Source organism: Candidatus Methylomicrobium oryzae, assembly GCF_016745425.1.
Classification (GTDB): domain Bacteria; phylum Pseudomonadota; class Gammaproteobacteria; order Methylococcales; family Methylomonadaceae; genus Methylomicrobium; species Methylomicrobium oryzae.
Map to the genome: position 1 here is coordinate 52,978 of NZ_JAERVK010000001.1, position 12,919 is coordinate 65,896.

Annotated in this window: 7 protein-coding genes; 6 read left to right on the forward strand and 1 reads right to left on the reverse strand. The window is 56.4% G+C overall.

Annotated elements, in window-relative coordinates:
- The first annotated feature begins 82 nt into the window (after positions 1–82).
- Positions 83–4,252, forward strand: a complete 4,170-nt coding sequence (locus JJL52_RS00315) for an EAL domain-containing protein (RefSeq protein ID WP_202050405.1) — start codon at positions 83–85, stop codon at positions 4,250–4,252.
- Here the strand turns inward: JJL52_RS00315 and JJL52_RS00320 are convergent.
- Positions 4,206–5,459, reverse strand: coding sequence for a multifunctional CCA addition/repair protein (locus tag JJL52_RS00320; protein ID WP_202050406.1), 1,254 nt, complete (start codon positions 5,457–5,459; stop codon positions 4,206–4,208). The genes JJL52_RS00315 and JJL52_RS00320 overlap by 47 nt on opposite strands.
- Positions 5,460–5,550: 91 nt before the next feature.
- On the opposite strand from JJL52_RS00320, the gene JJL52_RS00325 reads away from it, so the two are divergent.
- The 5 genes from JJL52_RS00325 (at position 5,551) to JJL52_RS00345 (ending at position 12,545) form a co-directional block, all read left to right on the forward strand.
- Positions 5,551–6,342, forward strand: a complete 792-nt coding sequence (locus JJL52_RS00325) for a TSUP family transporter (protein WP_202050407.1) — start codon at positions 5,551–5,553, stop codon at positions 6,340–6,342.
- A gap of 38 nt (positions 6,343–6,380) precedes the next feature.
- Positions 6,381–6,899: a disulfide bond formation protein B gene (locus tag JJL52_RS00330; protein WP_202050408.1), complete on the forward strand. Its 519-nt coding sequence runs from the start codon at positions 6,381–6,383 to the stop codon at positions 6,897–6,899.
- Positions 6,900–7,348: 449 nt separating this feature from the next.
- Entirely contained in the window at positions 7,349–9,580 is a 2,232-nt protein-coding gene (locus JJL52_RS00335; protein WP_202050409.1) for a primosomal protein N', read from the forward strand.
- A gap of 579 nt (positions 9,581–10,159) precedes the next feature.
- A complete protein-coding gene (gene argS / locus JJL52_RS00340; protein ID WP_202050410.1) occupies positions 10,160–11,920 on the forward strand; it encodes an arginine--tRNA ligase in 1,761 nt (586 codons plus the stop codon).
- A gap of 1 nt (position 11,921) precedes the next feature.
- Positions 11,922–12,545, forward strand: a complete 624-nt coding sequence (locus tag JJL52_RS00345) for an SPOR domain-containing protein (protein WP_202050411.1) — start codon at positions 11,922–11,924, stop codon at positions 12,543–12,545.
- The last annotated feature ends 374 nt before the right edge of the window (positions 12,546–12,919 follow it).

The window sequence follows — 12,919 nt, forward strand, 5'->3', positions numbered from 1 at the left end:
CAGCCATCAGAACCTTCGCATCGAGCGCCGCGGTTTTTTGTTTCCCTCTGCAATCAATCCCGGATGAAATCGAGGTAACCGAATGACCCGGACGACTTTCCGTTCTTACCGTCTCAAAATATGGCTGCCGCTGAGCAGTTTCTTGCTGTTTATTTGTTTGCTGTCCGGCGTCGTATGGGTCGATTACCACAATACGCGGGCGCTGATGCACCAGCGTACCGAAGCGACCGTACTGGATCTTTTAAAACGGCTGCAGATGCGTCTCGAAGACGCCATATCTAAGGACGAACAGGACGGTATCGATCAGGAACTCAACCTGATCGATTTGCAGTCGGGCACCGAAGTGGTGGCCCTGATCAATGAGCAAGACGTGATTGCGGCATCCAACCGTTCTTTCTGGAAGGGCCGTTCTGCCGCGAATACCCTGCCGGGATTCGATGCGGAACGTATGGCGCGAGTACGCCGCACCTTTCGTGTCGACTTGAGCTACGATCCGCAGAGTCACCGTTATGCCGCTTATGCGCCGGTACAGTTTCAGAACGATAAACAGGCGTTGCGCTCGCTGGCAATCGGCGTAGTCTATTACGTGTTCGATCATACCTACGTCGAAAGCGCTCTATGGCAGCAATTGGTTAACAACTATGCCCTGGTGTGGCTGGCCATTTTTGCGGCGCTCGTGCTGACCTGGTTTATCCGCGATTTTTTGGTGAACCGGCCGCTGAATCTGCTGATGGCATTCGTCAAAAAAATTTCAGAAAACGATCCTTCGGTTAAAAATCCGTTGTCCGGAGAGGGTGAGTTAACGCAGTTTGGACGCATTCTGGAACAGAACCATCAGGCCCTGCAACATACTTTAAAAGCGCTCAAGCAGCGCGAACAGTTGTTGGCAGTGACTTTACAGTCGATCGGCAATGGCTTGATCACGACCGACAGGCAGGGTTCTATTACGGGAATGAATCCGATTGCCGAACAGTTGACCGGCTGGCCGGCTGAAGAGGCCGCCGGCCAGCCGATCGAGGCTGTTTTCAACATCATGGACTCGGATACCGGAGAAACTCTTCTCTCGCCTATACGGCGCGTACTCGAAATAGGGCAATTAATCCCGCAAGCCGATGAAGTGCTTCTGTATTCACGACATGGCCGTTCGTTTCATATCGAACATAACGCCGCGCCTATCCGTGACGAAGAAGGGGGGTTATACGGCGTGATTCTGACGTTTAACGATATATCGGATAAATATCTGTTGCGCGAGCAATTAAACTCGGAGAAACAATACCTTCAACATATTCTAAACAGTAATGCCACGGCCATTTATACGATGAGGTTAAAAGGCACGTGCCCGAACGGTCTTCAGTTCCATTATGGTTCGTCCCGGCTCGTAAAACTTTCGGGTTTTACCATTCATGAGTGGCAGACGCGGGATGATTTATGGATTTCACGACTGCATCCCGATGATTTGCCTAAGGTCAAAAAAGGCATTCAACAAGCATTAATTAACGGCCGGGCATCGCTGGTTTATCGATTTTTACGGGCCGATGACCATTATCGCTGGATCAAAGATCACCTGACGGCGTTAACGAATGCATCGGGTGAGGCTTATGAGCTAATGGGCGGCTGGATCGACATTACCGAAACCCGGGAGGCCGAACAGAAAAGCCAGATGTTGGGCATGATGCTGGATCAATCGACCAACGAAATTCAGGTCATCGACAGCAAAACCCTGCATTTTCGGCATGTGAACCAAGGCGGCGTGGGGAATTTGGGGTATTCGCTGGATGAATTGGTCGGCATGACTTTGCTCGATGTTTATCCTGAATACGATGCGGAGGCTTTTGCGCGTTTGATTGCCCCGTTGCTTCTCGGAAAGCGATCGCAGTTGCGGTTTGAAACACTGCAGCGCCGCAGGGACGGTTCTTGTTATCCGGTTGAGGTCTGGCTGCAATTGCACCATGGCGACGAAGACTTGCTCATTGCGATTGCGCTCGATATCAGCCAACGCAAAGAACACGAGGAAAAAATCAAGCGCTTGAACAATTTCTATGCGATCTTGAGCAAAATAAACCAGGCCATCGTGCAGATAAAGAACGAGGATGACTTATTCACCCGTGTCTGTAATATCGCTGTAGAGCTTGACCATGTGCAAATGGCCTGGATCGGCAAACCGGATTCCGAAACGGAATTGATTGTGCCGGTTGCGGCAGCCGGCGATCAGGTGCATTATCTGGAAGGGTTGATTTTTTCCGTTAATCCGGATTTGCCCGAAGGCGCCGGACCGACGGGATGCGCTTATCGGGACATCCGTCTTATTGCGGTGAACGATTTTCAAAACGATTCGTTGACCGAGCCTTGGCAAAACACGGGCGGAAGCCGCTATGGCTGGCGCGCTTCCTGCGCGGTGCCGATTACGCTCAATCAACAGCCTTATGCCGTGCTTAGCGTTTACGCCGATCAACTTGGCTTCTTCGATAAGGAAGTTCTGGATTTGCTGACCGAACTGAGCCTTGACCTGTCTTTCGCATTGGAGCTTTATGCTCGCGAAACGGTACGCTGGCAGGTTGAGCAAAAGATGGAGCTGTGGGCGAAAGTCTTTAGCCAAAACCAGGAAGCCGTGATCATTTCCGACAGAAACAATCAAATCATTTCCGTAAACCAGGCGTTCACCCGCATTACCGGTTACCGAGAGCATGAGGTCCTGGGTAAAAATTCCTGGCAATTGTCCGGCGATCCGCACAACAAGGATTTTTCCCGGTCTCTATGGAAGAGCCTGAATGAGAACGACTTCTGGCAGGGCGAACGGGTAGGGCGCAAAAAGGACGGCAGCTGCTATACCGAATGGCTGACCATCAGCGTGGTGCGGGACGAAGGCGGAGATATCGCCAATTACATCGCGATTTTCACGGACATCACTCAACTCAAGTCGGCGAAGCAGCAAATCGAGCATATGGCCCACTATGACGTGTTGACCCATTTGCCGAATCGTTTGTTGTTGAAGGCGCGGGTCGATCATGAGATTGCGATAGCCGACCGCAACAAGCAAACCTTTGCTTTACTGTTTATCGATTTGGACCATTTCAAAAATATCAACGATGCGCTGGGCCACTCGGTCGGCGATCAGGTCCTGATCGAGGTCGGCAAGCGGCTGTCGGCCGCGGTGCGTGAGGAAGATACCGTGGCTCGGGTCGGGGGCGACGAGTTCAACATTCAACTGGCCGATACCGACTGGCACGGCGCGGCAATCGTGGCGAAAAAAATTATCGCGGCGCTGGATGAACCGATCCATTACCAGCACTATCAGCTGTATATTCAGCCCTCGATCGGAATCAGCCTCTATCCGGAGAACGGTGACAATTTCGAAACCTTGACCCGGAACGCCGACACGGCGCTGTATAAGGCCAAGGAGCACGGGCGTAATCAATACCAGTTTTTTACGCCGGCCATGCAGCAGCAGACGCAGCGGCGTATGGCGATCGAAAGCCGTCTGCGCAATGCCCTGGAAGCCAAGGAACTGACAATTTATTATCAGCCGCAGATCGATGCCCAAAGCCAGCGTATTAACGGAGCGGAGGCTTTGCTGCGGTGGCACCATGCGGAATTGGGATGGGTCAGCCCGGCGGAATTCATTCCTGTCGCGGAGGAGTGCGGACTGATTCTATCGATCGGGGATTGGGTACTCGAACAGGCCATTATTCAGGCTCGGCGATGGCATCAGGAAGGCCATCGGATATCGATTGCGGTCAATCTGTCGCTGGCGCAATTTCGCGCCAATACGCTGGTCGAAACAGTCAGCTATTTTCTGGAAAAATATCAATTGCCGCCGCGTTTTTTGGAGCTGGAATTGACCGAAAGCATTGCGATGCACAACGTTGAGGCCGCCGTCGAGATTACCCGGCAGTTAAGCGGACTGGGCGTCGAGATTTCGATCGACGATTTCGGTACAGGCTATTCTTCCCTGAGTTATCTGCAGCGGTTCTCGCTGAATAAACTGAAAATCGATCAATCTTTCACGCGCGGTATGATGATTAACAAGGAAAGCGAAAACATTGTCGACGCAATCATCAGTCTGGCGAAGAGCTTGAAGATGAAGACCATCGCCGAAGGCGTCGAAACCGAGGGGCAATTGGCGATGTATAAACAAAAAGCCTGCGACGAGATTCAAGGTTATTACTTTAGTAAACCGGTTCCGGCGGAGGAATTCGGCGAATTGCTCAAGTGTTTCCCTTTGTTTCCCGGCTCGCAAGATGTTGCCGGGTAAAATCGTTGATCGCAGCAATGCGCGCCAGGCGGATCGCTTCGCCGATCTCCGGTCCCTTTAGGCCGCTGTTCAGTATGGAGGCGGTATCCGCTTCGGCACCGGCCCGCGCCGCGCCGCGCATGAATTCGGCTTGTGGGTAGGGCCGGTCTTCAAAGTCCTTGCGGCCTCTGGCATCCGCTTCGCACGCCGCTAAAAAATCGTCGAGCGAATGGCGGGGTTTAAATGCTCCAAGTGCGGCCAGTGTATCGGTCAGGGTGCCCGGCCGCAGTTCGCACGCCTTATGGCAATGGGTATGGAATTTGGCTACCTGCAGTGCCAGCGCTTTGAATGCGTTCGGCACGCGCAGGCGCGCGCACATTGCCTCCAGCACACCGAGTCCGAGCTGCTCGTGTCCGTAGTGATGCGGCCAGTTGTCCTTCGGCGTGACCCCTTTGCCCAGATCGTGCGTCAGCGCGGCGAACCGGACGATGGGTTTATCGGACAGCCGTGCGGCCTGTTCCAGGCACATCAGCGTATGCACGCCGGTATCGATTTCCGGATGATGTTTCTCGGGCTGCGGCACGCCGAACAGGCGGTCGATTTCCGGAAACACGGCCGCGAGCGCGCCGCAGTCTCTGAGCGTCCGGAAAAATGCGGCCGGGCCGGGTTCTTTCAGAGCTTTCGCCAACTCGGCCCAGACCCGTTCCGGGACCAGAAAGTCGGCTTCGCCGGCCGTGACCATCCGCCGCATCAGCGCGAGCGTTTCCGGCGCGATCGTGAAGCCGAGCGGCTGATAGCGCGCCGCAAAGCGGGCAATCCGCAGAATCCGTACCGGATCTTCCGCGAAAGCCGGAGAAACATGGCGCAAAATACGCGTTTCAAGATCGGCGCGGCCGCCGTACGGGTCGACCAGCCGGCCATCCGCGGTCATCGCCATTGCATTGATCGTCAGATCGCGGCGCAGCAAATCCTGTTCCAGGGTGACATCCGGTGCCGCATTTACCGCAAACCCCCTGTAGCCAGGGGCGGTCTTGCGCTCGGTCCGGGCCAGCGCGTATTCTTCGTGGCTGTCCGGATGCAGGAATACCGGGAAGTCCTTGCCTACAGGCCTGAATCCCCTGCGTATCATCGACTCGTTCGTCTCGCCGATTACGACCCAATCGCGTTCTTCGACCGGAAGGTTCAGCAAACTGTCGCGCACCGCGCCGCCGACTAGATAAATTTCCATATTCGATGACTTTATTTGATGATATCTCTTAGCATACCATAGACGGCGTAAAGGCGGCATTGGGCGGCCGTCAACGGCTTTAGGAGGCAAAGTGAGCGTTTTATTTTCGGCCGGCCTGCTGCTGGGTGCCGTCGCCGGCTTGTTTGCGGGACTTTTCGGCATCGGCGGCGGCCTGATCATGGTGCCGGTGCTGGCGATGCTGTTTGCAGCGCAGGGGGTCGCCCAGGGACAGGTAATGATCATGTCGGTCGCGACTTCATTGGCGACGATCATCCTGACCTCGATCGCATCGGTGATCGCGCACCATCGGCTCGGCGCGGTGATCTGGGACAAGGTTTGGCGCCTGGTGCCCGGCATCATGGCGGGGGCGGTGCTCGGCGCGGTGATTGCAGACCGGATTTCGGGTGAGGCATTGCGGTTCGTGTTCGTTATTTATCTGTTGTATGCGGCGCTGCAGTTGGCGCTGCAAAGAAAGCCGAACGTCGGCGGGAAACCTTCTTCGCGGCTTCAGGATCACGCGATGGCATTATTGACCGGCGGTCTATCGGCAATTATCGGGATTGGGGGCGGCACCCTGACTGTGCCGTATCTGGTACATTTCCAGATTCCCATCCGGAACGCGGTCGCGGTGTCCAGCGCCTGCGGGCTGCCGATTGCGGTTGCCGGAACCGCCGGTTATATCCTGCTGGGTTTCAAGGCGCCGCTGTTGCCCGAATGGAGTTTGGGTTATATTTATCTCCCTTCGTTCGCCGGAATCGTATTGACCAGCGTACTCACCGCGCCGATCGGCGCGAAGCTAGCCGGGCTCATTCCGGCGCAAAAACTGAAACGTTATTTTGCGTTATTGCTGCTGATCATGGCGGCCAAAATGATCTGGCTCTAGCCGGATTTATTTCACATGCATGACAACTTGGGTATTTAATGAATAAAAATGGGCTGGAACGGATAAGATTGACTCCCCGCATATGGTTTTTTCTGGGATTCTTCGGCTGCGTTTTTCTGTTGTCGATGGGCGCTTATTTCCAGTTCGTCGGCGGGTTGGAGCCGTGCCCGTTGTGCATATCTCAGCGTATCGGAATCTTGCTGACCGGGGTCGTGTTCCTGATTGCCGGACTGCATAATCCGGGCCGCGCCGGCATCAAAGTTTATGCGATTTTGGGAACGCTCGCCGCAGTGGGCGGCGGCGCGGTATCGGTCCGGCATGTCTGGCTGCAGCATCTGCCTCCCGAAGAAGTGCCCGAGTGCGGACCGGGGCTCGAATACGTATTCAACAATTTTCCGCTGACCGAAACGCTGAAATTGATGCTGAACGGTACGGGCGATTGCGCAAAAGTCGATTGGACTTTCTGGGGGCTGAGCATGCCGGCCTGGACCTTGATTGCCTTTTTAATGCTGGCGGCGCTGAGTCTGCTGCAGTTTTGGAATGCCAGGCCGAATTGATCGGAATCTTCGGGGGACTGATTCCGAGCGCCTCATTATTGAGTGCGACATGCGGCGTAACCCATCCAGGCTCCGGCAAAACGGAGCATTCGATAGGGGGCGAAGCCGGTTTTTCGTTGGCCGTTTTTATTTTAAACAGCGTATTTTCTTCCCGGGCTTGACAAGTTATGCACTGGTTTGAACTTGTGTTTCGGCGGCGGCTTTTATCCGGCCAAGGTATTCGAATCGGCGCTTCAATACTTTTTATGTGTTTCCAACTCATTGATATAAAATGAAAATGTGGCTAGGCTAGTTTTTAGCCAAATTAACAAAACCACAATAAAAACCGCAATTAAGCGTCATTGAAAAGTATTTTTCCACAGACTTATCCACAGCTTTTGTGGGTAACTCCGAGTTGTCCTCAAGATAGAGCAACTTAGCGGTCATTTTTAATTCCCGTTTCAATTTTTATGGCAAAGTTGCAGGAAAAGGCAGCGCCGATTCTCCGCGTGGCGGTCGATGTGCCGCTGTACCGTTTATTCGATTACGAAATTCCGGAAACAATCGCTGCGGAACGGCTGAAGCCCGGCCTTCGCCTGTCGGTGCCGTTCGGCAGGGCTCAAAAGACCGGCTATCTGGTCAGCCTGGAGGAGCGCAGCGAAGTGAGCGGGGTTCGGCTAAAACCCATAGACGGCGTGCTCGATCGGGAACCTTTGCTGTCGCCGGGCGATTTGCGTCTCCTGCATTGGGCGGCGCGCTACTATCATCATCCGCTCGGTGAAGTCTTTGCTTCAGCGTTTCCCTCGGGGCTTCGGCAGGGCAGAACTGCCGTGCTCGAACGGCCGGTACGGTATATGCTGAGCGCCAAAGGCCGGGAGTTCGAATCGGAATTATTGCAAAGAGCGCCGAAGCAGAAGCTGTTGCTGGAAGTATTCCGGCAGTGCCCGGATGCTTTATCCGAGGCCGAACTGGCGGCGTCGGTCGATAATTGGCGGCCCGCCCTGAAACAACTGGCGGCGAAAGGGCTGGTGAAATTTGATGATTCCGCGATATCGGCCGCCGTTGCCGAAACGCCGCCGGTCAAGGGCAATCCGATCGTATGCAACCCCGAGCAGACGGCCGCCGTCGCCGAGGTCTGCGCGGGACTTGACCGTTTCGGCGTATTCCTGCTCGAAGGCGTGACCGGCAGCGGCAAGACCGAAGTATACATGCAGATCATCGGGAAGGTGCTCGAACGCGGTCTGCAGGTGTTGGTGCTACTGCCCGAAATCACCCTGACGCCGCAGCTCGAAAACCGCTTCAGGCAGCGTTTTGCGGTCGACATCGAAGTCTCGCATTCGAAACTAACCGATGCCCAGCGCCAGAACGCCTGGCTATCGATGCAGCAGGGTGCGGGCGCGATCCTGCTCGGCACGCGTTCGGCGCTGTTTACGCCGCTGCCGAGGCTCGGCCTGATCATTCTGGACGAGGAGCATGATGCCTCCTTCAAGCAGCAGGAAGGCTTTCGTTTTTCCGCCCGCGATGTCGCGGTAGTCCGCGCCAAACTGGCCAATGTGCCGGTGTTGCTCGGCTCGGCGACGCCATCGCTGGAAAGCCTGTATAACGCGCAAGCTGGGCGTTACCGCCTGCTGCAGCTGCCGAACCGTGCCGGCAACGCGGCGGCGCCTGCGGTCCGTTTGCTCGACATCCGCAACAAGTCCCTGCATGAAGGCATCTCCGAACCGTTGTTTGCGGAGATCCGGCAGACGCTTGAGAAGGGTGAGCAGGTGCTGTTGTTTCTGAACCGGCGCGGCTTCGCGCCGAGGCTGATCTGCCACGATTGCGGCTGGGTTGCCCGCTGCACCCATTGCGATGCGAATCTGGTGATCCATTTTCGCGAACAAAAGCTGCGCTGTCACCATTGCGATGCGGAACAGCCGCTGGTCAAAAGCTGCCTTTCCTGCACCGGCAGCTCCTTGAGGCCGCTGGGACTCGGCACCGAGCGGGTCGAACAAATCCTGCCCGAGCTGTTTCCGGATAAAGCGGTCGTCCGACTCGACCGCGACACCACGCAGCGCAAAGGTTCGCTCGAAAACTATCTGCGGCAGATAAACGAAGGCCGGGCGGACATCATCCTGGGCACGCAAATGCTCGCGAAAGGCCATCATTTTCCGAATGTGACGCTGGTTGCGATCCTCGACACCGACAGCGGCCTCTACAGCATCGATTTTCATGCCGCCGAAAAACTCGCGCAGATGATCGTCCAGGTGATCGGGCGCGCCGGCAGGGCGGACAAGCCTGGTTCCGTCATCCTGCAGACCCGGCATCCCGAGCATCCGTTGTTGACCACGCTGATCCGCGAGGGTTACAACGGTTTCGCGAGGCAGGCATTGGCCGAGCGCAATGCGGCTGCGTTGCCGCCGTTCAGCCATCAGGCGCTGTTTCGGGTTCAGGCCGGCGATCCTTTCAAGCCCAAGGCGTTTCTGGAAGCAGTGAAAAACTTGGCCGCCGCCAAGCAGACCGGCGGAACGCTGGTGCTGGGGCCGGTGGCCGCGCCCATGGCGAAGCGGGCCGGTTCGTACCGTTACCAACTGCTGCTGCAGGATGCGAACCGCCAGGCGTTACAGCAATTGCTGGATCGCCTGCTGCCTGAAATCGACAAAATCAAAAAGGAAAAAAATCTGCGCTGGTCGCTCGATGTCGATCCGGTGGATTTGTATTGATGGGCATAGGGCTCGCCGCCCAAAGCTGCCCCTCCCCCGGGAAATCTGCGAGGAGGGGTAGGCAGGGTCCATTGCACCGTATTGCGCGGTTTGACCGGTAGCCGGGGCGCGGGGGCTGCACCTGCCTCGGCGGTAGAGAACCGTCGAGCGTCAGGAAAAGTCGGCCCTTGATGCTGCCGAATCGCTTTGCCTCGATGGGGCCGTTGTCGATGGAGACTGAACGCTCGCCATCGTTCAGGGCCGTTGACATGAAAGCGGTAGCCGTCTGTGAATCAACAGACGTCGATAATGCTCAAGCATATCCTGTGCCATAGGGCATTTTTCCCCCTTTTTCCGAAAGTTGTGCGACAGGGCTGCACCAAAATAGGGAAAACGGGTACGAAACTGCACTACCTTGGCCACGGACCGCGCCCCGGGACACTTTCAAAGCGGCGACAGGGGCGTCGATCGGCCCGCATGCGCCGCCGAATCCAAAGCACGTGACGCTGCAAGCCTGATCATGAGCGGATGGATAATCGGGTAATTTTGATAGATAATGCACAGATAATTTTTCGATTCTTTTATCCGTTTTTACCCGTAATGAAAAAAAAACTAGAGGTACTGTTACGTCAGGCCGTCGATACGCTGAAAAGCGACGGTACATTGCCGCAGGATGCCGATCCGGTCATTAACATCGAGCACAGCCGGGACCCGGCGCACGGCGATTTTGCATCGAACCTGGCGCTGATGCTGGCTAAAGCCGCCAAGTCGAATCCCCGCCAACTGGCCGAGAAGATCACCGCCGCGCTGCCGGGAGACGATGCGGTCATCAAAGTGGAGATTGCCGGTCCCGGCTTCATCAATTTTTTCATCGATCCGAACGGTCAGTACGAGATCATCCGGACAGTTCATGACCGAGGAAGTGAATTCGGATTAAGCAAAACGGGGGCAGGCAAGCGGGTTCAGGTCGAATTCGTCTCGGCCAATCCGACCGGTCCCTTGCATGTGGGGCACGGGCGCGGCGCGGCCTACGGTTCGGTCGTTGCGGACCTGCTCGAAGCGGTCGGTTTCGACGTGCACCGCGAATATTACGTTAACGACGCGGGCCGGCAGATGGATATTCTGGCGACCAGTATCTGGCTCCGCTATCTCGAAGACTGCGGCGAGGTGCTGCATTTTCCCTGCAACGGCTACCGCGGCGAATACGTGCGCGACATTTCATCGGCCGTTCACCGTGCCTCGGGCGATGCGTTCCGTTTTCCGGTTCAGACGGTGTTCGAGGATATTCCGCCCGACGAAACGCAGGGCGGCGACAAGGAAATCCATATCGACGCACTGATCGCCAGGGCCAAGACGCTGCTCGGCGGCGCGCATTACGAGCATTTTTTCCAGGCCGGCCTGAATGATATTCTGGATGACATCCGGGACGATCTCCGGGAATTCGGCGTCGAATACCAGGAATGGTTCTCCGAGCGCAGCTTGATGGCCGACGATTCGGTCGCGAAGGCGCTCGACCGGCTGCGCGCCGGCGGCCATCTTTATGAAAAGGACGGCGCGGTCTGGTTCGCATCGAGCCGGTTGGGCGACGAAAAGGACCGCGTGGTGCAGCGCGAAAACGGCCAATACACCTATTTCGCGTCCGACATCGCTTACCACATGAACAAGCTGGACCGGGGCTTCGAAGAACTTATCAATATCTGGGGCGCGGACCATCACGGCTACATTCCGCGGGTCAAGGCCGCGATGACCGCGCTGGGCGCCGATGCGGACAAGTTGAAGGTGCTGCTGGTGCAGTTCGCGACTCTCTACCGGGGGGAGGAAAAGGTGCAGATGTCGACCCGCTCCGGCGAGTTCGTGACACTCAGGCAGCTTCGCAACGAAGTCGGCAGGGACGCGGCACGCTTCTTCTACGTGCTGCGCCGTTCCGAACAGCATATGGATTTCGACCTGAAACTGGCGACGTCCCGAACCAACGAGAACCCGGTGTTCTACGTGCAGTATGCGCATGCGCGGGTGTGCAGCGTGTTCCGGCAGCTCGACGAAAAAGGGCTGGACAGGGACCTTGGGCTCGGGATGGAAAGCTTGGGCTTGTTGAAGGAAGAGCATGAGTTGAATTTGGTGGGCAGGCTGTCGCGTTATCCCGAAACACTCGAGCGTGCCGCGCTGCAGCACGAGCCGCACCAGTTGATCCTGTATCTGCGCGAACTGGCGAACGATTTCCATGCTTACTATAACGCGCACCAGTTTCTGGTCGAGGATGCGCCGCTGCGCAACGCCCGCCTGAACCTGATCGCCGCGGTCAGGCAGGTGCTCGCCAACGGCTTGGGGCTCTTAAAGATCACTTCGCCAGAAACGATGTAACATGTCCAGAGATTACAAATACAGAGCTCAAGACCCCCGCGAATCCGCCCGTAGCCGAAGGCCCAGGCAGAAAGACGGCCTGGCGTTGTGGCGCTGGATGCTGATCACCTCGCTGATTATCGGCTTCGTGGTCTTTTTGTTTTATCTGGTCAGCAAGGGAGCTCAAAACGGGACTCCTTTGCAGGCCGGCAATCCGTCGGTTACCGAAAATACGGCATCCGGCTCGACGGCTAAGCCGGAAGGTAAAAGCACACTGAAGGTCGAGGCGGTGCCCGAGCCGAAAGGCCCTCAGTTCGACTTCTACACCTATCTGCCGAAAAAAGAGATCGTCGTGCCCGATCATGAGATCAACACGCGCATGCGCGAGGAGCGGGTCGGCAAAGCCAAGGCGGCGCGCTATATCCTGCAGGTGGGGTCGTATAAAGACACGGCGGAAGCCGACCGTCTGCGCGCCAAACTGGCCCTGATGGGGATCGAATCGCGGATCGAGAGGACCAAGGTCGGAAACGTGACCTGGCACAGGGTGACGCTAGGGCCTTATACGCGCATGGCCAGCGTCGGCGTGATCCGTTCGCGCTTGCGCCAGAACGGTATCGATACGATCGTGGCCGAATACGGGCAGTGAACGCTCGTCTATGTAAACGGCTTTTTCAGTCAGCGGCGTCTTTTCCTTGACGGAAAGGCTGCTCCGCCTGCCGCTGAGCGGTTTCCGATACCCTCCCTTAATCCCGCCAAAGATCTGACTCCTTGATCGGGGGCCGTGCCAGCCGATTTCGACAAAACCGGGCTGCTCGCCGCCGGTTTACTTACGGTTCGGCGATTGAATCGGATTGACCTCGTGGCGGCTCCGGTCTGGAATGAATGTTGTCTCTTTAAGTGCCGAATGCAATGCCCGAGCAGGAAAGAGCATAACAGCCGTCTCAATAATCCTTCCATAGCCTTTTCACGGCATTATTTTTGCCAATCCCATCACAAAATTGCCAAGAATCCGGGCCGTTC